This is a genomic window from Mycobacterium asiaticum, assembly GCF_001668675.1.
Taxonomy (GTDB): domain Bacteria; phylum Actinomycetota; class Actinomycetes; order Mycobacteriales; family Mycobacteriaceae; genus Mycobacterium; species Mycobacterium asiaticum_D.
In genome coordinates this window covers 14,033-40,870 of the sequence record NZ_LZKQ01000071.1, presented here as the reverse complement: position 1 = coordinate 40,870, position 26,838 = coordinate 14,033, and the positions used below count along the sequence as shown (strand labels likewise).

At 66.8% G+C, this 26,838-nt stretch carries 29 protein-coding genes and 1 pseudogene; 15 read left to right on the top strand and 15 right to left on the bottom strand.

Annotated elements, in window-relative coordinates; all coding sequences use genetic code 11:
• The first annotated feature begins 23 nt into the window (after positions 1-23).
• Positions 24-500, top strand: a complete 477-nt coding sequence (locus A9X01_RS06815) for a DUF3093 domain-containing protein (protein WP_065120012.1) — start codon at positions 24-26, stop codon at positions 498-500.
• A gap of 11 nt (positions 501-511) precedes the next feature.
• Here A9X01_RS06815 and A9X01_RS06810 read toward each other — a convergent pair whose 3' ends face one another.
• The gene (locus tag A9X01_RS06810; protein ID WP_003919098.1) at positions 512-814 is read right to left on the bottom strand and encodes a DUF4193 domain-containing protein; all 303 of its coding nucleotides are present in this window, start codon (positions 812-814) and stop codon (positions 512-514) included.
• A 206-nt stretch (positions 815-1,020) separates the two neighbouring features.
• Between A9X01_RS06810 and cei the strand changes: the two genes are divergently transcribed.
• Positions 1,021-1,674, top strand: a complete 654-nt coding sequence (gene cei / locus A9X01_RS06805) for an envelope integrity protein Cei (RefSeq protein ID WP_065120011.1) — start codon at positions 1,021-1,023, stop codon at positions 1,672-1,674.
• Between the two features lie 4 nt (positions 1,675-1,678).
• Here the strand turns inward: cei and A9X01_RS06800 are convergent, their stop codons facing one another.
• Entirely contained in the window at positions 1,679-2,542 is an 864-nt protein-coding gene (locus A9X01_RS06800) for an inositol monophosphatase family protein (protein ID WP_065120010.1), read from the bottom strand.
• Between the two features lie 107 nt (positions 2,543-2,649).
• Here A9X01_RS06800 and ppgK point away from each other — a divergent pair, with 107 nt between their 5' ends.
• The gene (ppgK, locus tag A9X01_RS06795; RefSeq protein ID WP_155771968.1) at positions 2,650-3,447 is read left to right on the top strand and encodes a polyphosphate--glucose phosphotransferase; all 798 of its coding nucleotides are present in this window, start codon (positions 2,650-2,652) and stop codon (positions 3,445-3,447) included.
• A 177-nt stretch (positions 3,448-3,624) separates the two neighbouring features.
• Positions 3,625-5,121: an RNA polymerase sigma factor gene (locus A9X01_RS06790; RefSeq protein WP_065120094.1), complete on the top strand. Its 1,497-nt coding sequence runs from the start codon at positions 3,625-3,627 to the stop codon at positions 5,119-5,121.
• A 4-nt stretch (positions 5,122-5,125) separates the two neighbouring features.
• Here A9X01_RS06790 and A9X01_RS06785 read toward each other — a convergent pair whose 3' ends face one another.
• Positions 5,126-5,572, bottom strand: coding sequence for a DUF4352 domain-containing protein (locus A9X01_RS06785; protein WP_065120009.1), 447 nt, complete (start codon positions 5,570-5,572; stop codon positions 5,126-5,128).
• Positions 5,573-5,634: 62 nt separating this feature from the next.
• Here A9X01_RS06785 and A9X01_RS06780 point away from each other — a divergent pair, with 62 nt between their 5' ends.
• A complete protein-coding gene (locus A9X01_RS06780; protein ID WP_065120008.1) occupies positions 5,635-6,009 on the top strand; it encodes a RidA family protein in 375 nt (124 codons plus the stop codon).
• On the opposite strand, the gene A9X01_RS06775 is transcribed toward A9X01_RS06780, so the two are convergent.
• Positions 6,002-6,358, bottom strand: a complete 357-nt coding sequence (locus tag A9X01_RS06775; RefSeq protein ID WP_065120093.1) for a DUF952 domain-containing protein — start codon at positions 6,356-6,358, stop codon at positions 6,002-6,004. The two genes, A9X01_RS06780 and A9X01_RS06775, sit on opposite strands and share 8 nt — an antisense overlap.
• Positions 6,359-6,485: 127 nt before the next feature.
• Between A9X01_RS06775 and A9X01_RS06770 the strand changes: the two genes are divergently transcribed.
• Both A9X01_RS06770 and A9X01_RS06765 read left to right on the top strand, forming a co-directional pair.
• Complete coding sequence (locus A9X01_RS06770) at positions 6,486-6,671, top strand: DUF7455 domain-containing protein (RefSeq protein WP_036354972.1); 186 nt, start codon at positions 6,486-6,488, stop codon at positions 6,669-6,671.
• A 63-nt stretch (positions 6,672-6,734) separates the two neighbouring features.
• Positions 6,735-7,724, top strand: a complete 990-nt coding sequence (locus tag A9X01_RS06765; protein WP_065120092.1) for a YihY/virulence factor BrkB family protein — start codon at positions 6,735-6,737, stop codon at positions 7,722-7,724.
• Here A9X01_RS06765 and A9X01_RS06760 read toward each other — a convergent pair whose 3' ends face one another.
• Positions 7,725-7,964: a DUF3039 domain-containing protein gene (locus A9X01_RS06760; protein WP_036354970.1), complete on the bottom strand. Its 240-nt coding sequence runs from the start codon at positions 7,962-7,964 to the stop codon at positions 7,725-7,727. It lies immediately after the preceding gene.
• Between the two features lie 58 nt (positions 7,965-8,022).
• Between A9X01_RS06760 and A9X01_RS06755 the strand changes: the two genes are divergently transcribed.
• From A9X01_RS06755 to A9X01_RS06745, 3 genes and pseudogenes are all read left to right on the top strand, one after another.
• Positions 8,023-8,448 (top strand): DUF3099 domain-containing protein, encoded by a 426-nt coding sequence (locus A9X01_RS06755; RefSeq protein ID WP_081282247.1) that lies wholly within the window; start codon positions 8,023-8,025, stop codon positions 8,446-8,448.
• Positions 8,449-8,593: 145 nt separating this feature from the next.
• A pseudogene (locus A9X01_RS06750) lies at positions 8,594-9,556 on the top strand (sigma-70 family RNA polymerase sigma factor); the annotation flags it as partial.
• Positions 9,557-9,701: 145 nt separating this feature from the next.
• On the top strand, positions 9,702-10,391 hold the full coding sequence (locus A9X01_RS06745) for an iron-dependent transcriptional repressor DtxR (protein ID WP_065120006.1): 690 nt from the start codon (positions 9,702-9,704) through the stop codon (positions 10,389-10,391).
• A 4-nt stretch (positions 10,392-10,395) separates the two neighbouring features.
• On the opposite strand, the gene A9X01_RS06740 is transcribed toward A9X01_RS06745, so the two are convergent.
• The gene (locus tag A9X01_RS06740) at positions 10,396-11,451 is read right to left on the bottom strand and encodes a DUF4192 domain-containing protein (protein ID WP_065120091.1); all 1,056 of its coding nucleotides are present in this window, start codon (positions 11,449-11,451) and stop codon (positions 10,396-10,398) included.
• A gap of 112 nt (positions 11,452-11,563) precedes the next feature.
• Between A9X01_RS06740 and sthA the strand changes: the two genes are divergently transcribed.
• The 3 genes from sthA to A9X01_RS06725 all read left to right on the top strand — a co-directional run bounded on the left by sthA (position 11,564) and on the right by A9X01_RS06725 (position 15,176).
• Positions 11,564-12,970 carry a Si-specific NAD(P)(+) transhydrogenase gene (sthA, locus tag A9X01_RS06735; protein ID WP_099051012.1) on the top strand — a complete coding sequence of 469 codons (1,407 nt, stop codon included), beginning with the start codon at positions 11,564-11,566 and terminating at the stop codon, positions 12,968-12,970.
• A gap of 182 nt (positions 12,971-13,152) precedes the next feature.
• On the top strand, positions 13,153-14,121 hold the full coding sequence (locus tag A9X01_RS06730) for a proteasome assembly chaperone family protein (protein ID WP_065120005.1): 969 nt from the start codon (positions 13,153-13,155) through the stop codon (positions 14,119-14,121).
• Between the two features lie 29 nt (positions 14,122-14,150).
• Positions 14,151-15,176, top strand: a complete 1,026-nt coding sequence (locus A9X01_RS06725; protein ID WP_036354962.1) for an alpha/beta fold hydrolase — start codon at positions 14,151-14,153, stop codon at positions 15,174-15,176.
• A gap of 81 nt (positions 15,177-15,257) precedes the next feature.
• Here A9X01_RS06725 and A9X01_RS06720 read toward each other — a convergent pair whose 3' ends face one another.
• The 3 genes from A9X01_RS06720 to A9X01_RS06710 all read right to left on the bottom strand — a co-directional run bounded on the left by A9X01_RS06720 (position 15,258) and on the right by A9X01_RS06710 (position 16,815).
• On the bottom strand, positions 15,258-15,743 hold the full coding sequence (locus tag A9X01_RS06720) for a peroxynitrite isomerase (protein WP_065120004.1): 486 nt from the start codon (positions 15,741-15,743) through the stop codon (positions 15,258-15,260).
• A gap of 23 nt (positions 15,744-15,766) precedes the next feature.
• Positions 15,767-16,228, bottom strand: a complete 462-nt coding sequence (gene nrdR / locus A9X01_RS06715) for a transcriptional regulator NrdR (protein WP_036354954.1) — start codon at positions 16,226-16,228, stop codon at positions 15,767-15,769.
• A gap of 80 nt (positions 16,229-16,308) precedes the next feature.
• Positions 16,309-16,815 (bottom strand): LysM peptidoglycan-binding domain-containing protein, encoded by a 507-nt coding sequence (locus A9X01_RS06710; RefSeq protein ID WP_065120003.1) that lies wholly within the window; start codon positions 16,813-16,815, stop codon positions 16,309-16,311.
• Between the two features lie 282 nt (positions 16,816-17,097).
• Between A9X01_RS06710 and lexA the strand changes: the two genes are divergently transcribed.
• Positions 17,098-17,796 carry a transcriptional repressor LexA gene (gene lexA / locus A9X01_RS06705; protein ID WP_065120002.1) on the top strand — a complete coding sequence of 233 codons (699 nt, stop codon included), beginning with the start codon at positions 17,098-17,100 and terminating at the stop codon, positions 17,794-17,796.
• A 3-nt stretch (positions 17,797-17,799) separates the two neighbouring features.
• Here lexA and A9X01_RS06700 read toward each other — a convergent pair whose 3' ends face one another.
• A complete protein-coding gene (locus tag A9X01_RS06700) occupies positions 17,800-20,088 on the bottom strand; it encodes an LGFP repeat-containing protein (RefSeq protein ID WP_172832458.1) in 2,289 nt (762 codons plus the stop codon).
• A gap of 302 nt (positions 20,089-20,390) precedes the next feature.
• Here A9X01_RS06700 and A9X01_RS06695 point away from each other — a divergent pair, with 302 nt between their 5' ends.
• The gene (locus tag A9X01_RS06695) at positions 20,391-21,584 is read left to right on the top strand and encodes a TerC/Alx family metal homeostasis membrane protein (protein ID WP_065120001.1); all 1,194 of its coding nucleotides are present in this window, start codon (positions 20,391-20,393) and stop codon (positions 21,582-21,584) included.
• A 12-nt stretch (positions 21,585-21,596) separates the two neighbouring features.
• Here the strand turns inward: A9X01_RS06695 and A9X01_RS06690 are convergent, their stop codons facing one another.
• The 5 genes from A9X01_RS06690 to A9X01_RS06670 form a co-directional block, all read right to left on the bottom strand.
• Positions 21,597-22,757 carry an acyl-CoA dehydrogenase family protein gene (locus A9X01_RS06690; protein ID WP_065120000.1) on the bottom strand — a complete coding sequence of 387 codons (1,161 nt, stop codon included), beginning with the start codon at positions 22,755-22,757 and terminating at the stop codon, positions 21,597-21,599.
• 100 nt (positions 22,758-22,857) lie between these two features.
• Entirely contained in the window at positions 22,858-24,288 is a 1,431-nt protein-coding gene (gene hflX, locus A9X01_RS06685; protein ID WP_065119999.1) for a GTPase HflX, read from the bottom strand.
• Between the two features lie 49 nt (positions 24,289-24,337).
• The gene (dapF, locus tag A9X01_RS06680; RefSeq protein ID WP_065119998.1) at positions 24,338-25,207 is read right to left on the bottom strand and encodes a diaminopimelate epimerase; all 870 of its coding nucleotides are present in this window, start codon (positions 25,205-25,207) and stop codon (positions 24,338-24,340) included.
• A 4-nt stretch (positions 25,208-25,211) separates the two neighbouring features.
• Positions 25,212-26,138, bottom strand: a complete 927-nt coding sequence (gene miaA, locus A9X01_RS06675) for a tRNA (adenosine(37)-N6)-dimethylallyltransferase MiaA (RefSeq protein ID WP_065119997.1) — start codon at positions 26,136-26,138, stop codon at positions 25,212-25,214.
• Positions 26,135-26,818: a class III extradiol ring-cleavage dioxygenase family protein gene (locus A9X01_RS06670; RefSeq protein ID WP_065119996.1), complete on the bottom strand. Its 684-nt coding sequence runs from the start codon at positions 26,816-26,818 to the stop codon at positions 26,135-26,137. The genes miaA and A9X01_RS06670 overlap by 4 nt, the downstream gene beginning before the upstream one ends.
• Positions 26,819-26,838: the final 20 nt, after the last annotated feature.

The window sequence follows — 26,838 nt, the reverse complement described above, 5'->3', positions numbered from 1 at the left end:
GGCCACAGATTACCCTTGACCGCGTGTCGGATACGCGCGTCGCGCCGCAGAGCGTGCGATACCGCGAGCGGCTGTGGGTGCCCTGGTGGTGGTGGCCGCTGGGTTTCCTGCTGGCGGGGATCGTCGCGTACGAGTTCAACCTGGGGTTGCGATCGCTGCCCGACTGGTTGCCGTTCGTCACCCTGTTCGTTCTGGCGACCGGCGTGCTGCTGTGGCTCGGACGCCTCGAGATCCGGGTGACCGCCGACGACGGGAGTGTCCAACTGTGGGCCGGCCAGGCGCACTTACCCGTCACCGTGATCTCCCGCTACGCCGAAATAGCGCGAACCGCCAAATCGGCCGCTCTGGGCCGTCAACTCGACCCAGCGGCCTTCGTCGTGCATCGCGCATGGGTAGGCCCGATGGTTCTGCTGGTTCTCGACGATCCCGATGATCCGACGCCGTACTGGTTGGTGAGCTGCCGCCACCCCGAGCGGGTGCTGTCGGCCCTGCGAAGCTGACTGCGGCAGCGTCAGGCTGCGCAGTCCGTACAGATCATCACGCCGTTCTTCTCGCTGGCCAACCGGCTGCGGTGCTGAACCAAAAAGCAACTCGAGCAAGTGAACTCGTCGGCCTGCTTGGGAATCACACGTACCGACAACTCTTCACCGGAGAGGTCGGCGCCAGGCAGCTCAAAAGACTCGGCGGACTCGGATTCGTCGACATCGACAACGGCCGACGCCGCTTCGTTCCGTCTCGCTTTCAGCTCCTCCAGCGAGTCTTCCGAGACATCATCAGTCTCGGTACGCCGCGGAGCGTCATAGTCGGTAGGCATCGTCTATCCGTCCTGTCCCCTCTATGCCCTCGTCAATCCAAGGCCCTCGTCAGTCCAAGGAACGCTTTGTACCAGCGTCGAACGCCTGCACCAAACGATTCGTGCCCGTATTGCGGGTCAATCGACTGTGATTTACGTCACACCAGTGGATTGACCCTAGTCCTTGGCCTCAAACGGTGTGAATACCGTGCGATTAGAGTGCATGTGTGGTCGCACAGATTACCGAGGGTACCGCCTTCGACAAGCATGGTCGGCCCTTCCGGCGGCGCAACCCCCGTCCCGCCATCATCGTGGTGATTTTCCTGGCCGTAGTGACGGCCGTGGTGTGGACGGTCGCACTCACCCGGCCGACAGACGTCCACGAGGTCGCGGTGTGCAATCCCCCGCCGGAACCCACCGGCACAGCGACTCCGACCAAGCTCGGTGAACAGGTTTCCCGGACCGAGATGATCGACGTCACACCCGCCAAACTGAGTGACACCAGGGTGCGAGTGCTCAACGCCAGCGGTCGTGGTGGGCAAGCGGGCGACATCGCCGGCGCGCTGAAGGACCTCGGCTTCGCGCAACCGACGTCGGCCAATGACCCCGTCTACGCCGGCACCCGGCTCAACTGTCAGGGGCAGATCCGGTTCGGCACCGCCGGACAAGCCACCGCGGCGGCGCTGTGGCTGGTGGCACCGTGCACCGAGTTGTTCCACGACGGCCGGGGTGACGACTCCGTCGACCTGGCCCTGGGCACCGAGTTCAGCGCCCTGGCGCACAACGACGACATCGACGCGGTGCTCGCCACCCTGCGCCCGGGTGCCACCGAGCCTGCAGATCACGCCCTGTTGGCCAAGATCCACTCCACCAGCTGCTGACGGTTCAATCCAGGATCGGATCGGTACCGCCGAATCGCCGCAGGACGTCCAGCAGCTCGTCGGCGATGCCTGGCGCCGCGGCAAGCACCAACCCGGCGCCGGGCACATCCGGCTCCGGCAGCACCACCCGCGCGCCCGCCTCGGCGGCGATCAACGCACCCGCCGCGCAGTCCCAGGCCTGCAGGCCATGCTCGTAATACGCGTCCAGCCGGCCCTCGGCGACCATGCACAGATCCAATGCCGCCGAACCGATTCGACGCACATCGCGGACCACCGGCAGCATCTGGGCCAGCAAGGCGGCCTGGCGGACCCGGCGCCGCGGCGCGTAGCCGAATCCGGTGCCCAGCAACGCCATCGACAAATCGTCGACCGCGGTGCACCGCAGATCGGTGCTGCCGGACTCGTCCGTGACGCTCGCACCGAGCCCGGCCGCGGCCGAATACACCCGTCCCGCAACCACATCGGCGACGGCTCCGGCCACCGAGACCCCGTCGACCTGCGCGCCGACCGACACCGCGTAGGCGGGGATCCCGTAGACGAAATTCACCGTGCCGTCGATCGGGTCGAGGACCCAGGTGACCGAGCCCGCGGCCGTCGGGTCGGTCGGCCCGCCGCCCTCCTCACCCAGGATCGGGTCACCGGGCCGGAGCTGCGCCAACCGCTGCCGCAGTAGGCGTTCGGCTTCGGTGTCCACCACGGTCACCGGATCGGTGGGGGTGGTTTTGGAGCGCACCGCGGACCCGGTTGCCGATCCGTTCTGCGGGTCGAAGACCTCGGCGCGCCGCCCCCGCACGAACGCGGCCGCCTCGGCGGCCACCGTTTCGGCGATTCGGCGCAGCCGTGCGGGCTGGTTGTCGGGCGCGGTCACTGGCCTATCGCACCACAGCAAGCCAACTCCCCGAACGGCGTAACCCGGCGACCCCGGCAGATCGCTATAAGGTGAGCGGACAACTCAGTCTCGCCGAGGAGATTTCGATGACCGTTTCCGGAAGCGACACCGCCTCAGCACCAGCAGGCGCCGGCCAGCGACGAGGTTTCGGAATCGACGTCGGCGGTAGCGGCATCAAGGGCGCCATCGTCGACCTCGACACCGGGCAGTTGATCGGTGACCGGATCAAACTGCTGACTCCCCAACCCGCTACGCCCGCGGCGGTCGCCAAGACGATCGCAGAAGTCGTCAACGGATTCGGCTGGACCGGTCCGCTTGGAGTGACCTACCCCGGCGTCGTCACCCACGGGATCGTCCAGACCGCGGCCAACGTGGACAAATCGTGGATCGGCACTAACGCCCACGACATCATCAGCGCCGAACTCGATGGTCAGGACGTCACCATCCTCAACGACGCCGACGCCGCGGGGCTGGCCGAGGAGCGCTACGGCGCGGGCAAAGGTCACGAAGGCCTGGTCGTCCTGCTCACCTTCGGGACCGGGATCGGCTCGGCGGTCATTCACAACGGCAAGCTGATTCCGAACACCGAGTTCGGCCACATCGAGGTCGGCGGCAAAGAGGCCGAACACCGGGCGGCGTCGTCGGTGAAAGAAAAGAACGGGTGGAGCTACGAGAAATGGACGAAACAGGTGACCCGGGTGCTCGTGGCCATCGAGAACGCCATCTGGCCGGATTTGTTCATTGCCGGCGGCGGGATCAGCCGCAAGGCCGACAAGTGGGTGCATTTGCTGGAAAACCGCACGCCGGTGGTGCCGGCCACGCTGCAGAACGCTGCCGGAATCGTGGGCGCGGCGATGGCCTCGACGCGCGACGTGACGCACTGATTTCGTCTGCTCGGGCAGTTCAACCCCGTGGTGAAGTTACAATGGTCGTCGGCGGCCGCCCAACCGATAGCGCGCGAGTATTCACGCTGATATCAAACGCCGACATTCGACATAGCAGACACTTTCGGTCAACCATGCCCAGACCCACCGGAAGTGCGTCCAACCGAAGGGGTGTATGTGGCAGCGACGAAGGCTAATCCGATCACCGATGAGCCGGTGAAACGGACCGCCGCAAAGTCTCCCGCCAAGCGAACGGCGGCCAAGGCCGCCAACGGGTCCGCTCCGGCAAAGCGGGCAACCAAGGCCACCAAGGCAGCGCCGGACGGCGCCGGTGACGCTCCCAAGAAGACCCGCGCCAAGGCTGCCAAGGCACCGGCGACGCGCGGCGCGGCAAAGCCGACGGATGCCGACGACACGACCGGAGTCGACGTCGCCCTGGACGGCGGCGACGAGCTGGACACCGACATCGATGTCGAGCCGGGCGAAGACCTGGAGATCGACGCCGCGGACCTGAGCCTCGACGACCTGGAAGAGGAAGTCGCCGTAGACGCCGAGGACACCGAACTCGAAGTCACCGACGGTGAGGCCGAGGACGGCGAGGCCGCTCCGGTGGCCGCAGCCGGTGAAGCCGCCGCCGAGGATGACGAAGAGATCGCCGAGCCGACCGAAAAGGACAAGGCCTCCGGAGATTTCGTCTGGGACGAAGACGAGTCCGAGGCGCTGCGCCAGGCCCGCAAGGACGCTGAACTCACCGCATCCGCCGACTCGGTGCGCGCCTACCTCAAGCAGATCGGCAAAGTGGCGCTGCTGAACGCCGAGGAAGAGGTCGAGCTGGCCAAGCGCATCGAGGCAGGCCTCTATGCGACCCAGCTCATGATGGAGCTCAACGACCGCGGCGAGAAGCTGCCGGCCGCCCAGCGTCGCGACATGATGTGGATCTGCCGCGACGGCGATCGCGCGAAAAACCACCTGCTGGAAGCCAACCTTCGTCTGGTGGTCTCGCTCGCCAAGCGCTACACCGGTCGCGGCATGGCGTTCCTGGACCTCATCCAGGAGGGCAACCTCGGTCTGATCCGCGCGGTGGAGAAGTTCGACTACACCAAGGGCTACAAGTTCTCCACCTATGCGACGTGGTGGATCCGCCAGGCTATCACCCGCGCGATGGCCGACCAGGCCCGCACCATCCGTATCCCGGTGCACATGGTCGAGGTGATCAACAAGCTGGGCCGCATCCAGCGCGAGCTGCTGCAGGACCTGGGCCGCGAGCCCACTCCTGAGGAACTCGCCAAGGAGATGGACATCACCCCGGAGAAGGTGCTGGAGATCCAGCAGTACGCCCGGGAGCCGATCTCTCTGGACCAGACCATCGGCGACGAGGGCGACAGCCAGCTCGGCGACTTCATCGAAGACAGCGAAGCGGTCGTCGCCGTCGACGCGGTTTCGTTCACGCTGCTGCAAGACCAGCTGCAGTCGGTGCTGGACACCCTGTCGGAGCGCGAAGCCGGCGTCGTGCGGCTGCGGTTCGGCCTCACCGACGGCCAGCCGCGCACGCTGGACGAGATCGGGCAGGTCTACGGGGTGACCCGGGAGCGGATCCGCCAGATCGAGTCCAAGACGATGTCCAAGCTGCGCCACCCCAGCCGCTCGCAGGTACTGCGCGACTACCTGGACTAGGCGTTCATCCCCCCGCCATCAGCGCCACGCGCACGCCGTGGGAGAACTGAGACGCCCGCAGGGTGATGCTGGCCGGCAGCATGGCTTTCGGGACGTCGAACGCACATGTCACGAGCACCTGCTTGCCCGCCTCGATGTTGGTCCGATCGTTGGGACTGTCGAGGTTGAACGCGTGCTCGTAGTTTTTGCCGGAGAAGTCGGTGAGCATCTGGTCTTGGCAGTACACCGCCCGGGGGGTGGGGCCGTCGTTCTTGACCATCAGGTTGACGACGACGAAGACACCCTGCGCCGTGCGGTGCCCTGTCTCGGGCACACCGAGGTGAATAGCCGTCACGGTGAAGGCCAAAGTCCCGTCTCGGACCTCGTCGTTCATACCGGGGCCGGAGTGCTGCCGGACACCCAGGCAGCCGGTGATCAGAACGGCCACGGCGACCCAGGCGAATCTGCGCACACAGCACTGCTACCAGCCCGACACGCCGCAGGTAAAGCGACAGCGCCGGTACCGTGACGGCCATGCCAGCCGACCGCCACAACATCTCCTCCGACTCCGAGTTCGAATCGATTGTCGGTTACTCGCGCGCGGTGCGCGTGGGTCCGCACGTGGTGGTGGCCGGCACCACCGGCAGCGGGACCAATGTGACCGATCAGGCACGAAATGCGTTGAGCCGCATCGCGATTGCTTTGGAACAAGCCGGCGCCACACTGGCCGATGTGATCCGGACCCGCACCTACGTCACCGACATCACCAGCTGGCGCGAGGTCGGCGCGGTGCACGCGGAAGTGTTCGGCGAGATCCGCCCGGTGACCACCATGGTCGAGGTCTCGGCGCTGATCGCGCCGGATCTGCTGGTGGAGATCGAAGCCGACGCTTACCTGACGTCTACGTAGTGCCCTGGGCGGGCGGGAAGCTGCCGTCGGGCGCCGGCGGGTACTCGACCGCCCTGATGACCGCCGCCGACGGCAGCGGGCCGTACAGGTGCGGGAAAAGCATGGATTCCGGGTCCGTGGGTACTCCATTCTCCCAGCGCAACGGCGCATCGAGAGCGGAGACGTCGATGTACAACAACAGCAGATCGCGTCGTCCATGGAATAGTCGATTCGCCGGCAGATGGACCTGCTCCGGCGTGGACAGGTGGATGAAACCGTCCGGGGAGTCCGGTTCGATGCCCCCGCGCCGACTCGCCTGGGCCCAGTCCCGAATTCCGCACAAATGGACCAGCACGCGCGGGGCAGTCATCTCACCAAGAATGCCCATTTCGCACGCCGAAAATCCGTGAGAAACGACACACCTCATAACGGTCGGGGAACAAGGCGAAAACTCCGAACGTCTGACAGAGTGAAATTATCGCCAGAACGGAGGAGCCATGAACGCAACTCTGACCAGTCCCGAACTCACCCGGGCAGACCGCTGCGACCGTTGCGGCGCCGCTGCCCGCGTGCGTGCCAAGCTGCCTTCGGGGGCCGAGCTGCTGTTCTGCCAGCACCACGCCAACGAGCACGAAGCGAAATTGGTTGAACTGGCGGCCGTCCTCGAGGTGAGCGGTAGCTAAATCCGTCGAACTCGCCCGCCGCAATGTCGGCGGCGCGAGTAATCTTCGGCAATGCTGGACGGGATGAGCGCCGAAACGCTGAAACCGTCCCGCCACCACTTTTGGCACATTTTCAAAAGGGCGCTGGCCAAGGCCTGGGACGATTCGATTTTCTCCGAGTCCGCGGAAGCGGGATTTTGGACGTGTCTTTCGACGCCGCCGCTGCTGTTGGGAATCCTGGGCACGCTGGCTTGGGTGGCTCCGCTGTTCGGCAAGGACACCCTGTCGGCGATCATCAAAAGCATTCTGGGCACAGCGCGTAGCTTCTTCTCCCCCAGTGTCGTCAACGAGATCATCGAGCCCACGATCCGCGATATCACCACCCACGCCGGCGGTGAGGTCGCCTCTCTGGGTTTCCTGATCTCGTTGTGGGCGGGATCCTCAGCCATCTCGTCCTTCGTCGACGCGATCGTCGAGGCGCACGACCAGACGCCGCTGCGCCACCCGGTGCGGCAGCGCTTCTTCTCGCTGTTCATCTACATCGTGATGCTGGTCTTCGTGGTGGCGACAGCTCCCGTGGCGGTGGTGGGACCGCGCAAGGTGAGCGAGCACATCCCGATAGGACTGCAGAACCTGCTGCACTACGGCTATTACCCGGCGCTGATCCTGGGCCTGATGGCCGGCGTGACCGTCCTGTACCGGGTGGCGCTACCGGTGCCCTTGCCCACCCACCGGCTGATACCCGGCACCGTGCTGGCCACCGTGGTGTTCGCCGTCGCGACCCTGGGCCTGCGCCTTTACCTGCGGTGGATCGGCAGCACCGGCTACACCTACGGCGCGCTGGCCACCCCGATCGCCTTCCTGTTGTTCGCGTTCTTCGGCGGCTTCTCGATCATGATCGGCGCCGAACTCAACGCCGCCATCCAGGAGGAGTTCCCCGCTCCGGCCACCCACGCACACCGGTTGCGGAACTGGCTGACCCGTCGCACCGCAGCGATGACCGGCACGAACGAACCGGAAGTACCTCAGTCGAAGGCGGTCCCGGACGCGGCCAACGTCGAACCTACGGCGTGATCAGCCCTTCTTGAGCCGGTCGTAGATCTGCTTGCAGTCGGGGCAGACGGGTGAGCCCGGCTTGGCGGCCCGGGTGACCGGAAAAACCTCGCCACACAACGCCACAACGTGATTGCCCATGACCGCGCTCTCGGCGATCTTGTCCTTCTTGACGTAGTGGAAGAACTTGGGAGTATCGCTGCCGGTCCCGTCATCGACGCGTTCTTCGGCATCGGTGCGTTCGATCGTCTGGGTGTCCATGCCACACATTGTGCCTCCTGACCTGCCGACTGACACCGGAGAACCCAAAAGCGTTTTCGTGTGGAACAGTGGAAGGATGAAGCGCGGCACCGAGCTCGGCGGTTTCGACGAGGAGGGCCGACCGGTACTCATCACCGCTGCCGCACCTTCCTACGAGGTGCAGCATCGCGCGCGGGTGCGTAAATACCTCACTCTCATGGCGTTCCGCATCCCTGCGTTGCTGTTGGCGGCCATCGCTTACGGCGCTTGGCACAACGGCTTGATATCTCTGTTGATCGTCGCTGCCTCAATACCGTTGCCGTGGATGGCTGTTCTGATCGCCAACGACCGTCCCCCGCGTGACGCCGGCGAACCCCGACGCTTCGACCATTCCCGCAAGCGCACCCCGTTGTTCCCGACCGCCGAACGGCTGGCACTGGAGCCGCGTCGTGATCCGCTGACGCAACCCGATGCGCAGGTCATCGACCCCGACGGTTCCCGCTAGCCGTCCACTCGCGCCACTTCTCAGGACATTCTCAGGTCATCGCCGTATTTCTGCACGTCACAGCGTGTGAGATGGCGGAGCGGTGGGAACTCTGCGACCGGGCTTCTCGTTAACCACATGACAAAGACAAGCCAATCGGGAGGGCGCAATGGCTAATGCCACCACAAGCCGGGTCGACGACAACTTGGATGCTCAGAGCCCGGCGGCAGACCTGGTGCGCGTGTATCTGAACGGCATTGGTAAGACGGCGTTGCTGAACGCCGCTGACGAAGTCGAACTTGCGAAGCGCATCGAGGCGGGCCTGTACGCCGAGCACCTGCTGGAGACTCGGAAGCGCCTCGGCGAGAACCGGAAACGCGATCTGGCGCTTGTCGTCAAGGATGGCGAGGCCGCCCGTCGTCACCTGCTGGAAGCCAACCTGCGACTGGTCGTTTCGCTGGCCAAGCGCTACACCGGCCGGGGGATGCCGCTGCTGGACCTTATCCAGGAGGGCAACCTGGGTCTGATCCGCGCGATGGAAAAGTTCGACTACGCAAAGGGTTTCAAGTTCTCCACCTACGCCACCTGGTGGATTCGTCAGGCGATCACCCGGGGTATGGCTGACCAGAGCCGCACCATCCGGCTGCCCGTCCACCTTGTCGAGCAGGTCAACAAGCTGGCCCGGATCAAGCGGGAGATGCACCAGAATCTGGGTCGGGAAGCCACCGACGAGGAACTGGCCGCCGAGTCCGGCATCCCGGTCGAGAAGATCAACGACCTGCTCGAGCACAGCCGCGACCCGGTGAGCCTGGACATGCCGGTCGGCTCCGAGGAAGAGGCCCCGCTGGGCGACTTCATCGAGGACGCGGAAGCCATGTCCGCCGAGAACGCGGTGATCGCCGAGCTGCTGCACACCGACATTCGCAGCGTGCTGGCCACGCTCGACGAGCGGGAGCACCAGGTGATCCGGCTGCGGTTCGGCCTCGACGACGGCCAGCCGCGCACCCTGGACCAGATCGGCAAGCTGTTCGGTCTGTCCCGGGAGCGGGTCCGCCAGATAGAGCGCGACGTGATGTGCAAGCTGCGCCACGGCGAGCGAGCCGACCGCCTGCGGTCCTACGCCAGCTGAGGCAGCGCCGAGCTGGATTTCGAGCCCGATAGGAGACGGTGTGCCCGCCGCGCTTGCGCGGCGGGCATACTGCTGCGGTGGAGCGTTTTGGACGAACCATCCGCACGGCTGGCGAAGTAGACTCGGCGGCAACGGAGGATGCTGAATGAACGACTTGGTTGACACCACCGAGATGTACTTGCGCACCATCTACGACCTCGAAGAAGAGGGTGTAACGCCGCTGCGTGCGCGGATTGCCGAACGGCTGGAGCAGAGCGGGCCGACGGTGAGCCAGACCGTCTCCCGGATGGAGCGCGACGGATTGCTCCGCGTGGCCGGCGACCGCCACCTTGAGCTCACCGACAAGGGCCGCGCGCTGGCGATATCCGTGATGCGCAAGCACCGCCTCGCCGAGCGCCTCCTGGTCGACGTCATCGGATTGCCATGGGAAGAGGTGCACGCCGAGGCATGCCGGTGGGAGCACGTGATGAGTGAGGACGTCGAGCGCCGGTTGGTCAAGGTGCTCAACAACCCCACGACCTCTCCGTTCGGCAACCCCATCCCGGGCCTGCTGGACCTGGGTGTGGGTTCGGAGTTCGACGCCGACGACGCGATCCTGGTCCGGCTGACCGAGCTGCCGCCGGGATCCCCGGTCGCCGTCGTCGTCCGCCAGCTGACCGAGCACGTCCAGGGCGACATCGACCTGATCACCCGGCTCAAGGACGCCGGCGTGGTGCCCAACGCGCGGGTGACCGTCGAGACCGGTGTCGGCGGCGTGACCATCGTCATCCCGGGCCACGAGAACGTCACCCTGCCGCACGAGATGGCGCACGCCGTCAAGGTCGAGAAGGTTTGAGCCACTAGCCGGCGCGCCGGCCGAAGTCCTGCCGCGGCGGCAACCGCACCCCCAGTTGGGCGGCCAGCCGATAGCCGGTACCGGCCAGCTTGCGAATGTCGTTGGGGCGCAAGCCCGACTGCAACGCCTGATCCAGCATGCCAGCCATCCGATGCTGTGGGTCGCAACGCAGCGCGGCTTCCAGTGACACCCCCGCCAGCGGTCCGTCACCGCGCACGTAGGCGCTGAACGCCAACAGCACCACCGCTTCCACCCGCCACGGTGGCGGCAACAGGCGCGACAGCAGCGACCACAGCGCCTCGGCGGCGTCCGCCGTCTCGCCCACCGCGAGGGCATACAGCGTGTCGCGCACCCGCACGTCGATCAGCGCACACCCCAGCTGGGCCAACTCCGCATCGCTGAGGCCCTGCCCGTCGATCACCCGGGCGGCGGCGTCGATGGCCAGCTCGACGTCGCGCCGGCCGCAGCCGGCCGGATCGGCTTCGCACGCGGCCGCACGTGCGATCGCCGCCTTCTCGACCGCGGCCGCCAGCGCTTCGCTGCGCCCAGGGTCGGTCGCGATCACCGCCTGCAGGTCGGCGCGCCGGGCATACAGTCGCCGCCCCTCCAGCACCGCCGCCGCGGCCAGCGGTGACGCCGCCGGATCGTCGATCGGCCCGCCCGCGCCGCAGCCGTCGACGCAATGCCAACGCCCGCCCGCGGCGACCCGGTCCACCACGTGCGCCGCATAGCGCTGGATGCCGTACCGCGCCAGCGCATCGGTGAGCGCGTCGCAAAGCTCGCGGTACTCGTCGTTGCACACCGGACACTGGGCACCCTCGTCGTCCACCAGCACCAGGATCGCGGCGTCCGGACGTGCTGCCGCGGCCACCTCGGCGAGCTGCTCGACACGGCCGGGAAGGTCCTCGGACAGGTCGGCGCGCAGCACCGAGCCCATCCCACCGCCCTCCAGCGAAACCAGCACCAGCGATTTCTCCGGCACGAAACCGAGGATCGCCGGCAGTGCGGCGATCAGAGCGCCGGGGCGATTGAGTTCGAAGTCAGCTCGTTGCGTCGTCATGGCGTCCACGCTGACGACACCGACCGTCAGTTCGTGCTCGCACAACGTGATTCAGCCGCCCGCTTGTGGAGAAAGTCGCGACTGTGGGCTCTATCGTCTAACCATGACTTCCATGCGCGAATACGACCTGGTCGTTCTCGGATCCGGGCCCGGCGGCCAGAAGGCCGCGATCGCCGCGGCAAAGCTGGGCAAGTCGGTCGCGATCGTCGAGCGGGGCCGGATGGTCGGCGGCGTCTGCGTGAACACCGGCACCATCCCGTCGAAGACGCTACGGGAAGCGGTCGTCTACCTGACCGGCATGAGCCAGCGCGAGCTGTACGGCGCCAGCTACCGGGTCAAGGACAAGATCACCCCGGCCGACCTGCTCGCCCGGACCCAGCATGTGATCGGCAAACAGGTCGACGTGGTGCGGTCGCAGCTGATGCGCAACCGGATCGACCTGGTGCTCGGTCATGGCCGCTTCGTCGACCCGCACACCATCCTCGTGGAGGAAGACGCCCAGGGTGAGCGGGTGACGGTCAGCGGCGACTACATCGTCATCGCCACCGGCACCAAGCCGGTGCGGCCATCGGGGGTGGAGTTCGACGAGAAGCGGGTGCTGGATTCCGACGGCATCCTGGACCTGCGGTCGTTGCCGTCGTCGATGGTGGTGGTCGGCGCTGGGGTGATCGGGATCGAGTACGCGTCGATGTTCGCCGCGCTGGGCACGAAGGTCACCGTCGTCGAGAAGCGCGACACGATGCTGGACTTCTGTGACCCCGAGATCGTCGAGGCGCTCAAGTTCCACCTGCGCGACCTGGCGGTGACGTTCCGTTTCGGCGAGGAGGTCACCGCGGTCGACGTCGGCGCCTCGGGCACGGTCACCACCCTGGCCAGCGGCAAGCAGATCCCCGCCGAGACGGTGATGTACTCCGCGGGCCGGGAAGGGCAGACCGAGCACCTCGGCCTGGAGAACGCCGGGCTCGAAACCGACCATCGCGGAAGGATTTTCGTCGACGACCAGTTCCAGACCAAGGTCGAGCACATCTACGCCGTCGGCGATGTCATCGGGTTTCCCGCGCTGGCCGCGACCTCGATGGATCAGGGAAGACTGGCGGCCTACCACGCGTTCGGGGAACCCACCGAAGGCATCACCGCCCTGCAGCCGATCGGGATCTACTCGATTCCGGAGGTGTCCTACGTCGGCGCCACGGAAGTGGAACTGACCAAGCAGTCGATCCCCTACGAGGTCGGCGTGTGCCGGTACCGCGAACTGGCCCGCGGCCAGATCGCCGGCGACTCCTACGGCATGCTCAAGTTGCTCGTGTCCACCACCGACCGCAAGTTGCTGGGCGCGCATCTCTTCGGCACCAGCGCCACCGAAATGGTCCACATCGGGCAGGCCGTGATGGGTTGCGGTGGCACCGTCGACTATCTGGTCGACGCGGTGTTCAACTACCCGACGTTCTCCGAGGCTTACAAGGTCGCGGCGCTGGACGTGACGAACAAGATGCGCGCCCTCAACCAGTTCCGCCGCTGAACCACCTCGCGTCCCACCGTGGGCGAATCGCTGGGTACCAGCAAGCGAATAGAATTCCCGCCGTATGCGTTGATCGTGTTGCCAGCAAATCTCGTGCGGTGCCGGCTTGGGACCCCCTCGATTGAGAGACACTGGTTGGGGGAACCTAGAGGGACCCGTGTGACCCCGAGAGGAGGAGCACCATGACCCACCCTGATGAGGCGCATGACTACCAGCCGGGCCAATCCGGCATGTACGAGCTCGAATTCCCGGCGCCGGTGCTGTCGACGTCCGACGGGCGCGGTCCGGTGTTGGTGCACGCCCTGGAGGGCTTCTCGGACGCCGGTCACGCCATCCGGCTCGCGTCCCGCCACCTCAAGGCGGCGCTGGACACCGAGCTCGTCGCCTCGTTCGCCATCGACGAGCTGCTGGACTACCGGTCCCGGCGGCCACTGATGACCTTCAAGACCGACCACTTCACCCACTACGACGACCCCGAGCTCAGCCTCTATGCGCTGCGCGACAGCGTCGGCACGCCGTTCCTGCTGCTCTCCGGCCTGGAACCGGACCTGAAGTGGGAACGGTTCATCACCGCGGTGCGGTTGCTGGCCGAACGGCTCGGAGTGCGCCAGACCATCGGCCTGGGCACCGTGCCGATGGCGGTCCCGCACACCCGCCCGGTCACCATGACCGCGCACTCCAACCACCCGGAGCTGATCGCTGATTTCACGCCGTGGATTTCCGAGATCCAGGTGCCGGGCAGCGCCTCCAACCTGTTGGAGTACCGGATGGCCCAGCACGGCCACGAAGTCGTCGGGTTCACCGTGCACGTTCCGCACTACCTGACGCAGACCGACTATCCCGCCGCCGCGCAGGCATTGCTCGAGCAGGTCGCCAAGGCCGGAGCGCTTGAGCTCCCGTTGAGCGCCCTGACCGACGCCGCCGCCGAGATCCGGACAAAGATCGACGAGCAGGTGCAGGCGAGCGCGGAAGTCGCTCAAGTGGTGGCCGCACTGGAGCGACAGTACGATGCCTTCATTGACGCTCAGGAAAACAGGTCTTTGCTCGCCCATGACGAGGAGCTGCCGAGCGGCGACGAGTTGGGTGCCGAGTTCGAGCGGTTCCTGGCGCAGCAGGCTGAGAAGAAGTACGACGACGACGACAAGAAATAACGCCCCATCGACCCGACAAGGCTGGCGACATGACCGAGCGGAAGCGCAATCTTCGCCCGGTGCGGGAAGTGACCTCCCCGTCGCTGCAGTACCGCACCATTCACGGCTACAAGCGGGCGTTCCGGATCGCCGGATCCGGTCCGGCAATCCTGTTGATCCACGGCATCGGTGACAACTCCACCACCTGGACCGGTATCCACGCCAAGCTCGCGCAGCGGTTCACCGTCATCGCGCCTGATCTGCTCGGTCACGGCAAGTCCGACAAACCGCGCGCGGACTATTCGGCCGCGGCGTACGCCAACGGCATGCGCGACCTGCTCAGCGTCCTGGACATCGAGCGGGTGACCATCATCGGTCATTCGCTCGGCGGTGGGGTGGCGATGCAATTCGCCTATCAGTTCCCCCATCTCGTGGACCGCTTGATCCTGGTGGGCGCCGGCGGCGTCACCAAGGACGTCAACATCGCGCTGAGGTTCGCCTCGTTGCCGATGGGCTCCGAGGCATTGGCGCTGCTGCGCCTGCCCATGGTGTTGCCGGCGGTTCAGTTGCTGGGCCAGCTGGCGGGGCTCGCGCTCGGTTCGACTGCCCTTGGTCGCGATCTGCCGAACATGCTGCGGATCCTCAACGACCTCCCCGAACCGACCGCCTCATCGGCGTTCACCCGTACCCTGCGGGCCGTCGTCGATTGGCGAGGACAGATCGTCACCATGCTGGACAGGTGTTATCTGACCGAAGCCATCCCAGTTCAGATCATCTGGGGCGCAAAGGATTCGGTGATCCCGGTTCAGCATGCCCACATGGCGCACGCCGCGATGCCGGGCTCGCGACTGGAAATCTTCGAGGATTCCGCGCATTTCCCCTTCCACGACGACCCGGCCCGGTTCCTCGACGTCGTGCAGAACTTCATCGACACCACCGTCCCGCCCGAGTACGACCAGGCCGCACTGCGTGAGTTGCTGCGCAGCGGCGGCGGGGCGCGGACCGTGTCCGGGCCGACCGACACCCGGGTCGCCGTGCTGAACGCGATGGGGGCCGACGAACGCAGCGCCACCTGACGTTGCGCGAGCAGACGTGAAAGCCCCTTCGCGCTCGGCGCGTCGGGGGCTTTCACGTCTGCTCGCCGGTTATAGCGGCATTCAGCTTTGCCGGCGCAGCACGGCGGAAAGGTGGTGCTGCACGGGCTGACCGACCGCCCCCATCCGCAGCGAATAGGAAAGCTCGTCACCGTCGATGCGGAAGGAGCGGCCGAGCGCGCTGACCTCCTTGGCCGTCGGGGTCAGCCCGACCGATGTGGTGACCAACTCGAGTTCGATGACGTCGTCGCTCAACGAGTATGTGCCGACCTCGATTTCGGTGATACCGCTCGGGTGGGCCAGCACCAGCTCGACCTGACCGGGCTGCGGCACTCGCAGATAGCCGGCCTCGGCATGCAGCGGCTTGCCGTCGGCGGCGGACTTCGTCTTCTGCCCGTAGCTCAGGAATGGCTTGCCGACGTGGGAGAAAACGACCTCTTCGAGGTATTCGAACGGCTCGATCGTCGGATACTCCCCCGCACCCCGTCCCGTCCACACGCCCAGTAGCGGTGCCAACGGCTCGAGGTTGGGATGCAGGTCTGGCGGCATGGGGCCAGACTAGACGCCACGGTTCAGCCCGAGGTGGACACCTTGCGGTGGGACCGCAGCGCCTCGATCTCGCGCTCGAAGTCCTCGGCGGAGGAAAAGGACCGGTAGACCGAGGCGAACCGTAGATAAGCGACCTCGTCCAGTTCGCGCAACGGACCCAGGATGGCCAGACCCACCTCGTGGCTGGGCACTTCGGGTCCGGCCGCGCGCACCGAATCCTCCACCTGCTGCGCCAGCAGGTTCAGCGCGTCGTCGTCGACCTGGCGGCCCTGGCACGCCCGGCGCACCCCGCTGATCACCTTCTCCCTGCTGAAGGGCTCGATGACGCCGCTGCGCTTGACGACGGCGAGCACCGCGGTTTCCACGGTGGTGAACCGGCGCCCGCACTCGGGGCAGGACCGGCGGCGGCGGATCGCCTGCCCCTCATCGGTTTCCCGAGAATCGATCACGCGGGAGTCCGGATGCCGGCAGAACGGGCAGTGCATGGCCGCTCCTTAGTGCTGACAACCCGGTGTGCAGAACACCCCGAGAGTACGCGGTATCCGCGCTGCGCACCCGATGGCCCTCAGCCGACGGGCGCGATCAGGGTCTGGCCCGCGGCGACGGCGTTGGAGTCCAGCGCATTGAGATCACGGATCCGTTCGACCACGTCGCGAACCGGAGCGCCGGGGGCCACCCGGGCGGCCAACTGCTGCAGCGACTCGCCCGGTTCCACCCGCACCACCGCCAGCGCAGCGGGTACGCGGCTCGAGGCGTCGGTCGATTCACCGTTGGCCATGGTGCCGAAATTCGCCATCAGACCCAGCCACAGGGTGACGATGCCGGCCAGTAAGGCGAGCCCGACCGTCGTGGCGACCGAAACCGCGCGCCGACGGTGCGGGGCAGTGGAGACGGCCACCCCGGTGCCGTAGTAGCGCAACGGCGTGCCGCCGGGACGCGCCGGCCCTGGCCGGTGGGTCCGGGGTGGTGTGGTCCGGTAAGCGGGCGACTCGCTGATCGGCCTGTTCACGGGCCTGTTCACCACCCGTTGCGCGTTCCAGGTGCGCTGCGGGGCCGCGTAGATGAGTGCCATGCCGTTCCCTCCGGTCGACTACTTATCGCTCGTTTGTTCGACCGTAGTCGCTCAGGTGTTCGATATCGAACATCTGAGCGACCCGTGTCGCACGAGCAAAACGGTAGACCTCCCCACCGACAAGGTCTTGACGGTGGAACCAGCTGGGTGACTTTCGAATACCCGAACGCGCGGAAAGTTACACACTTGTGATTCGGCAGATCGGAGTGTTTTTTTCGGCTGCTGACACGCCGGTCGAACACATGTTTGATTCTGGACGCGCTGGGCGCTACATTCAGAGCCATGAGCGACAGCAACGACCCTGCAGCAGCAAACCCGGACAGCCGCCTGCACGCTGTCGACGCAACGCTGACCGAGCGGCAACGCACCATTCTGGAGGTCATCCGCGCGTCGGTCACCACCCGCGGCTATCCGCCCAGCATTCGCGAGATCGGCGACGCGGTGGGCCTGACGTCCACCTCCTCGGTGGCGCACCAGCTGCGCACCTTGGAGCGTAAGGGCTACCTGCGGCGGGACCCGAACCGTCCCCGCGCCGTCGATGTGCGCGGCGCCGACGATGCCATCACCCCGCCGGTCACCGATGTCGCCGGCTCGGACGCGTTGCCCGAGCCCACTTTCGTCCCAGTGCTTGGCCGCATCGCCGCCGGTGGCCCGATTTTGGCCGAGGAGGCCGTCGAGGACGTGTTCCCGCTACCGCGGGAGCTGGTCGGTGAGGGGACGCTGTTCCTGTTGAAAGTGGTCGGCGATTCGATGGTCGAGGCTGCCATCTGCGACGGCGACTGGGTGGTGGTGCGACAGCAGAACGTCGCCGACAACGGCGACATCGTGGCGGCCATGATCGACGGCGAGGCCACCGTCAAAACGTTCAAGCGGGCGGGCGGTCAAGTGTGGCTGATGCCGCACAACCCGGCATTCGACCCGATCCCGGGCAATGACGCGACCGTGCTGGGCAAAGTCGTCACGGTGATCCGCAAGGTATAGGTGTCAGTCCGCCCGGACGAAGCCGTTCGCCTGAGCTACTTCCTCGTTGGCGAACCAGATCTCGGCCAGCGTGTCGTGGTAGAGCGCGCTGTCGGGCGTGTAGTACAGGCCGAACCGGGCGCTGGCTTTGATGGGATAGCCGTCCGGGGCCCGGTAAGGGTCGTCGACGAGCGGCAGATGGATGGTCGGGCGCCCGGCTGCCTGCGGTGCGGCTGCCTGCGGCGCGGCGGCGAGTGCTGTCTCAACCGTCGGCGTCGCGGTCCCGTCCGGGTCCGCTGCCGCGTGTCGGCCCTGCCTCGACTCGATCAGCGGCTCCGCTTCGGGGATCTCCTCCTCGTCCGCCGTGGCGCCGGTCGGATAGAAGACGTCCGGGAACGCCCCGTCGTCGAGGGTCTGTCCGGTGTTGAAGTCGGGCACCGGCGCGACCGGCTCGTATGTTTCCGGTACGTCCTCTTCGGACACGAAGTCCTCGGGCGACACCGTCTCGGCAACTTCGGGTTCGATATCGACGGGCTCCCCGACGGGCTCCTGAGCTGGAATCGGAGTGGTGGGCGTGGCGTCCGCCGCGTCGAGGTCGTCGTCGTAACCGCGGTGCTCGTCGCGCTCGTCGTATTCGTCGTGCGCCTCGTATCCGGCATGCGCCTCGTACTCGTCGTGCGCTTCGTACTCGTCATGGGCTTCGTACTCGTCGTGGCCGGCGAGCCCCGGCTTCCCCAGCGGCGCCGCGACGCCGCCTCGAGACCAGCTGACCCGTCCGCTCGAGCCCGGGTCGGACGCCGGCTCGGGACGGTGGTCGGCGGGCGGGAATTGCTCCGAGCCGTAACCGACGTCGTCATGCGGCGGCCAGTGCTCGTCGGGATGGGCGTCGAAGTCACCCGCGTCGTAGCCGTGGTCGGGGTAGCCAGCGCTGTCCCGCCCTCCACGACGGCGGCGCAACCCCGCGACCACCAGCACACACATCACAATCAGCAGCAGCACCGGGACTGCCGCCACCAGCCACCACCATTGGAAGGTGAACTTCTTCCCGGGCGGCGGCGCGGCGGAGTTCGCGGGCTGATTCTGGCCGGAGACCTGCAGCCCGGACAGCAGCGGCGCCAGGTTCGAGGGGTCGGTCGCGAAGGTGTTCTTCGCGCGATTCCACGAGATCTTGCCGCCGGTGAACTTCTGCGACACCACGTCGCCATCGACGGTCTGATCGGCCACCGGCGCGCCGAGTTTCCCGGTGGCACCCTTGAGCTTGTCCCAGGCGGCCTTCATCGCCCCGCGCACGACGAACGCGCCGTGGTCGGGCGTCCAGAAGATCACCGGCTTGTCGGCGGCGGAGAACGTGGCGACGCGACTGGCCGGCGTGATGCCGCCGTCGGCCTCATTGGTGATCGGGAAGCCCAACTCGCTGCCGACGGGACCGCCGAGTGCCTCGTACTTCTGCAGGATCGGGCCCTCGACGGCGTTGGCGCCGGTGGCCGGGCTGAAGAAGATCTTGCCGCCGTTGAAGTCCTGGGCGATCCCGTCGCCACCGATGGGGTACTGGTCGCCCTTCTTGGCGCCCAACGGGCCGCTGGCACCGCCGGCGGCGCGCCAGGCCATGTTGATGGCCGCGGTGGGGTCAATCGCCACCTGCAGGCCTTTGAGCGCATCGGCCAGGTTCGGCGGGTTGGTGGTGAACTCCTTGGTCTGACGGTTCCAGGACACCTGCCCGCCGGTGAACTTCTGGGTGGTGACCTCACCGTCATAGGTTTCGTCCCCGATCGGAGCGCCGAGCACCCCGCCGGAGCTGCCCAGCTTGTCCCAGGCGGCGTTGAGCGCGCCGCGCACGACGAACGCGCCATGGTCGGGCGTCCAGAAGATCACCGGGTTGTCGCTGGCCGCGAAGGTGCTCACCCGGCTGTCCGGCCCGGCCAGCCCGGGCACTTCGTTGATGGTCGGGAAACCCAGATCGCTGCCCGCCGGGCCGCCGAGCGACTCGTATTTGTCCAGGATGGGGCCGAACATGTATTTCGCGCCGGTGGCGGGCGTGAAGAACATCTTGCCGCCGTCGAAGTCCAGCGCGAAGCCGTCACCGATCGGGTAGACGTCACCCTTCCTGGCGCCGAGCGTCGAGGTGTCGCCGCCGGCTTTCTCCCATGCGGCCATCATGGCGGCCTCGGCATCGCCGATCGGAGAAGCGGACGCGGTCGGCGCCGGCAACACCGTGGTCAACCCGAGCGTCAACCCCGTAAGCAGCGCGGAAACCGCCAAGCCAATAAACGCACGCCCGACCAGCTTGCTCAATTGACCCCTCTGCCCGTTCACCAAGCCTCCCAGCCGATGCCCTGCTCGCCCAGCGAGCCGGCGGATTCACCGCCATGGGCCGTTCCCCAGCTCCGATCCACATCGACACCGGGCTCGCATAACTTTGCTTTAGCGAACGAGAAATGCGAAGTCAAATCATAAATGTTACGGAAACGGATATCGACCTGATGTCGAAATGATGCCGTGCCGCGGTCATGTCGCGAGAATGCGCGCTGCGCGCGACACACTCGTTGGGTTACCGTGCCGGAGACACCATCCCGCCCGGGATGGCGCTTGTTCACGTGAGAGGAAACCCAGCGTTCATGGGTGTTTCCGGACCTGTCTGGGCCCTCACGATCGCTGTGATCGCGGCATTGATGCTGTTCGACTACGCCTTCCAGATCCGCAAAACGCACGTACCGACGCTACGTGAGGCCGCCGTCTGGTCAACCTTCTATATCGGGATTGCGTTCGTTTTCGGCCTTGGCATAGCCTTTTTCGGCGGTACCCGGATGGCGATCGAATACTTCGCCGGCTATCTGAGCAACGAAGCGCTGTCCGTGGACAATCTGTTCGTATTCCTGGTCATCATGGGCGGTTTCGCCGTGCCGCGGGTCGCGCAGCAGAAGGTCCTGTTGTTCGGTATCGCTTTCGCGTTGGTCGCGCGAACGGTCTTCATCGTCCTGGGCGCCGCGTTGTTGAGCACTTACAACTCGGCTTTCTACCTGTTCGGCCTTTTGCTGTTGTTCATGGCCGGCAAACTCGCCAAACCCGCAGAGCCGGAAGCAGATACCGCCGACAACGTCGTCATCCGGCTGGCCAACCGCTTCCTGCACACCGCCAAGCACTACGAGGGCGACCGACTCTTCACCGTGGAGGACGGCAAGCGGGTGATGACGCCGCTGCTGTTGGTGATGATCGCCGTCGGTGGCACCGACCTGTTGTTCGCCTTCGACTCGGTGCCGGCGATGTTCGGTCTGACGCAGAACGTCTACCTGGTTTTCGCAGCAACGGCGTTCTCGCTGTTGGGTCTTCGCCAGTTGTACTTCCTGATCGACAATCTGCTGGATCGGCTGATCTATCTGTCCTACGGTCTGGCCGTGATTCTCGGGTTCATCGGGATCAAACTGATCCTGGAAGCGCTGCACGACAACAACCTTCCGTTCATCAACCACGGCCAGCCGGTCCCGGTTGTAGAACTCAGCATCACGACGTCGCTGCTGGTGATCGTCGCCGTCCTGGCGGTCACCACGCTCGTCTCGCTGCTCTCCGCCCGAGGACGCACGCTGAACCTGGCCGCGCGAGCCCGCCGGCACGCAGAGGAATACCTAGACCTGTTCGGCGGACTGCAGCCGCGGGACAACCCCGACCAGCGGCACAGCACCTACGCCGCACTTCTCCGGGTGGAGCGCCAAATCGATTCGCTCCCAGACAAATACAGCGCAGAGATCAGGCAGGACGAGGAGCTCGCGATGCTACTGCGCAGCGTGCACGACGCCCACGAGGCGCACGGTTGAGCTGGATACCCGCTAGATACCCAGGGTGCGGCCGATGATCTCCTTCATGATCTCGGTCGTGCCGCCGTAGATGGTCTGTACGCGGGCGTCCAGATAGGCACGGGCGACATTGTATTCGCGCATATAGCCGTAACCGCCGTGCAGCTGCAGGCAGCGGTCGATCAGGTGCACCTGCTTCTCGGTGGAGTACCACTTGGCCATGGCGGCCTGTTCGGCCGTCAGCTTGCCTTCCAGGTGCAGGGCCAGGAAGTTGTCCACCATGATGCGCACCACGGTGGCCTCGGTCGCCAGCTCCGCCAGCAGGAACCGGCTGTTCTGGAAACTACCGATCGGCTTGCCGAAAGCCTTACGCTCCTTGGTGTATTGGATCGTTTCTTCCAGCACGGTTTCCATGGCCGTGGCGGCCATCACCGCGATGTTGATCCGTTCCTGCGGCAGGTTCTGCATCAGGTAGATGAAGCCCATGCCCTCCTCGCCGAGGAGGTTCTCGACGGGCACCTTCACATCCGTGAACGAGAGTTCCGCGGTGTCCTGGGCGTCCAGGCCGATCTTGTCCAGGTGCCGGCCGCGCTCGAAGCCCTCCATGCCGCGCTCGACGACCAGCAGGCTGAACCCCTGCGCGCCCTTCTCGGGATCGGTTTGGGCCACGACGATCACCAGGTCGGAGTTGATTCCGTTGGTGATGAACGTCTTTGAGCCGTTCAGGACGTAATGGTCGCCCTGTTTGACGGCGCGCGTCTTGATGCCCTGCAGGTCGCTACCGGTGCCCGGTTCGGTCATCGCGATCGCGGTGATCAACTCACCGGAGCAGAACTTGGGCAGCCAGCGCTGCTTCTGCTCGTCGTTGGCCAGGTGCAGCAGGTAGGGCGCGATGATGTCGTTGTGCAGGCCGAACCCGATGCCGCTGTAGCGGCCCCGGGTGGTCTCCTCGGTGACGATCGTGTTGTAGCGGAAGTCGGGATTGCCGCCGCCGCCGTACTCCTCGGGGACGGCCATGCCCAGGAAGCCCTGCTTGCCGGCCTCCAGCCACACTCCCCGGTCGACGATCTTGGCCTTCTCCCACTCCTCGTGGTACGGCGCGACGTGCCGGTCGAGGAAGGCGCGATAGGACTCGCGGAACAGATCGTGCTCGGGTTCGAAGAGAGTGCGCTGGTATTTGACGGCACTGCCCATGCGGACGACCTCCGTTGGTCTGAAATAGGTGCGGGACTCCTGCCCAAGATATACCAACCGGGTGGTTGGTAGGCATCGGGCGTGGCCAGGGCCGCGCGGGTCAGTCCTGCGGGCCGTATTCGCGCAGCGCAGCGGCCAGCGCCACCGGGACCCTGGCGCGCAGCCGGGTGCCGTCGGCCTGGTGATCCTCCTGCTGGACGCGACCGTCGGAGTGCACGCGGGCAACCAGATCCCCGCGGTCATAGGGAATGACCACATCCACCGCGGTGTCGGTGGGCACCGCGAGCTCCGCCATGCGCCGTCGCACCGCGTCGATGCCCGCACCGGTACGCGCGGAGACGAAGACGGCCCCGGGCAGTTCGTGGCGCAGCCTGGCCAGCATCAGGTCCCCGGCCGCGTCGACCTTGTTGACCACCAGCAACTCCGGCGGAGAGTCGGCTCCGTACTCGGCGACCACCTCCGAGATCACCTCGCGCACCGCACTGATCTGCGCGAGCGGGTTGACATCGGAGCCGTCCACCACGTGCACCAGCAGGTCCGCGTCGACCACTTCCTCCAGCGTGGACCGGAATGCCTCGACCAGCTGGGTCGGCAGGTGGCGCACGAAGCCGACGGTGTCGGTGAGCACGTAGGGCCTGCCGTCGTCGAACACCGCCCGCCGGGTGGTGGGCTCCAGCGTCGCGAACAGTGCGTCCTGTACCAGCACACCCGCGCCGGTCAGCGCATTGAGCACGCTGGACTTGCCCGCATTGGTGTACCCGACGATGGCGATCGAGGGCATCTCGGCGTGCAGCCGGCGGCTGCGTTGGGTGTCCCGGACCTGCTTCATCGCCTTGATCTCGCGCCGCAGCTTCGACATCCGTTCCCGGATGCGCCGCCGGTCGGTCTCGATCTTGGTTTCACCGGGGCCGCGCAGACCCACGCCGCCGCCGCTCCCGCCAGCGCGACCACCGGCCTGCCGGGACATCGACTCACCCCAACCGCGCAGCCGCGGCAGCATGTATTCCATCTGCGCCAGCGATACCTGCGCCTTTCCTTCCCGGCTGGTGGCGTGCTGAGCGAAGATGTCCAGGATCAGCGCCGTGCGGTCGATCACCTTGACCTTGACCGCCTTTTCCAGCGCGGTGAGCTGGGCCGGGGACAGTTCGCCGTCGCAGATGACGGTGTCGGCGCCGGTGGCCAGCACCACCTCGCGCAGTTCCTGCGCCTTGCCAGACCCGATGTAGGTCGAGGGGTCGGGCTTGTCGCGGCGCTGGATCAGGCCCTCGAGGACCTGGGAGCCGGCCGTCTCGGCGAGCGCGGCCAACTCGGCCAGGCTCGCCTGGTTGTCGGCCGCGGTGCCCTCGGTCCACACACCGACCAGCACGACCCGTTCCAGCCGCAGCTGCCGGTATTCGACCTCGGAGACGTCGGCGAGTTCGGTCGACAGCCCGGCGACGCGGCGCAGCGCCGAACGGTCTTCAAGGGCGAGCTCACCAAGGCTCGGGGCGGTTTCGGGGATGCCCGTCTCGGGCGAATCTGGATATGTCATAGCTGATTTCGATGGTGGCACGTCGAGCAGATCCGTGCACTCGAATAAATCACGCCGGCGCGTCCCACCAGCGGTCGTCCAGCTCGCCACGCGCCACCAGCACGGACGGTCCGCGCAGGAAGCTGGTCGCGTCGGTGACGGTGACAGTGACGTCCCCGCCGGGCACGCGCACGGTGAGGGTGCCGGTATCGGCGCCGGTGCTGGCCAGCGCCGCGACGGCGGCCGCCACCGTTCCGGTGCCGCAGGAGCGGGTCTCGCCGACGCCGCGTTCGTGCACCCGCATGGTGACGGCGCCGTCGAGTGGGACGGTGAGGATCTCGACGTTGACCCCCTCAGGGAATTGGGTGGTGTCGAACTCGACCGGGCCCCCGACGTCCAGGGCGGCCAGGTCGTCAACGGTGAGGTGCGGGTCCGCGCAGGCCAGGTGCGGGTTGCCGACGTCGATGGCGATTCCCTCGAACCGCCGGCCCCCGACGACCGCCCGTCCGGCGCCCAGCCTGCTGGCCTTGCCCATGTCCACGGTGACGTCGGCCGTCGTCTGATCACTGTGGTGCAGCGTGACCGGCCGCGGTCCGGCCAGCGACCCGACGACGAACTCGTCGCGCGGCTCGCAGCCGCTGGCACGCAGGTAATGCGCGAAGACCCGGACACCGTTGCCGCACATCTGGGCCCGGGATCCGTCAGCGTTGCGGTAGTCCATGTACCAGTCGTCGCTACCGACGCCGTCGGGCAGCCGGTCGAGCACGCCGGCTTTGACGGCCGCACCGGCGGTGGTAACCCGCAGGACGCCGTCAGCGCCGAGGCCCCGGCGCCGGTCGCACAGCGCGACCACCCGGTCAGCCGTCAGGGCCAACCGGGCATCGAGGTCGGGCAACACGACGAAGTCGTTCTGGGTGCCGTGGCCCTTGGCGAATTGCACCTGATCAGGATACGTGCCGCCAGGCCTGCAGCGCGTCCTCGACGGCGCCGGCCGCCGCCGCGTCCAGCCAGTGCACCCGGTGGTCGCGGCGAAACCAGGACCGCTGGCGCCGGACATAGCGGCGGGTGCCGATGAAGGTCAGTTCGCGCGCCTCGCGCAGCAGTTCCTCGGTCCCGCCGGCATCGAGGGCCGCGATCACCTGGGCATACCCGAGCGCCCGGGATGCGGTGACGCCGTCCCGCAACCCCTGCTCGAGCAGCGCCCGAACCTCTCCGACCAGCCCGTCGGCGAACATCGTGTCGGTGCGCCGGGTCAATCGCTCGTCGAGAAGTGTTGTCTCGCAGTCCAACCCGACAATGACAGTGTCCCAGCGGGCGGCGCCGATGCGCGGCGCGGACGCGGCGAACGGCTGCCCGGTGAGCTCGATGACCTCCAGCGCGCGAACGGTGCGGCGGCCGTCGGTGGGCAGGATGGTGGCCGCTGCCGCCGGGTCGCGCCGCGCCAGCTCGGCATGCAACCGGCCCACCCCGATGTCGGCGAGGCGCTGCTCCCAGCGGGCCCGCACCGTCGGGTCGGTGGCCGGGAACGACCAGTTGTCGAGCAGCGACTGGATGTAGAGCATCGACCCGCCGACGATCACCGGCGCCGCTCCCCTGACCATGATCGCTTCGATGTCGGCCGCTGCCGCCTGCTGATAGTGCGCGACGGTCGCGGTTTGCGTGACGTCGAGGACGTCGAGCTGGTGATGAGGGATGCCGCGGCGCTGGTCGACGGGCAGCTTGGCGGTACCGATGTCCATCCCGCGGTAGAGCTGCATCGCGTCGGCGTTGACGATCTCGACCGCGACCTCGCGGCCCACCGCCTCGGCGACGTCGAGGGCCAGTTGGGACTTGCCGGTACCCGTCGGACCGATGATCGCGAGCGGTCTCACGGCTGCCAGACGCCGGTGAAGTAGCCCACGCCGTAGGGCGCGCCGCGGTAGAGCTCCTTGGCCGAGCGCGGGCCGGGTTCGCTCAGCCCGGCCAGCACCCCGAACGCGACCCGTCCGAGCACCCGCGGCGGCAGCCGGACCAGCGTGTCGGCATCGCCTGCGGCCAGCGCGTCGTCGAGCAGCCGCTGAGGGTCGGCGCCGCTCGGGTCGTAGCCGCCGGGGGCCGCCGGTGTCAGCGTGTTGACGCCGTCGGCGACCACCAAGACGCCGATCGGTTCCGGCTGCTCGTCGATCTCGCCACGCAACCGACGGCCCCGGTCCCGCGCGGCGGTCGGTTCGAGGTCCTCGGCGTAGACCCGGACCTGCACGCTGGCAGCGGGCCGGACCTGACCGCGCACCCAGGCGGCGATCAGCGCGCACAACGGCATTTCGACCTCAGCGCGGGACTGCGGTGCGAGCCGCACCGGAACGTCGACGCCGAATCCGGCGAAGCTGCCGGCGCTCTCGGGGTTCACCACGTCGTCCGCGCGGCCGACTCCGATCGCGATCCAGCTGTCCGGCAATACGGCGACCGCCGCCCCTACCGCCGCGGTCAGGTCGGACAGTTCACCGGCTGCGGCGCCGGATAGTTCGGGCACGAGCACCGGCGCGGAGGGAACGATGGCGATGGCGCTCAGCACGCCACCCAAACTAACGCCGC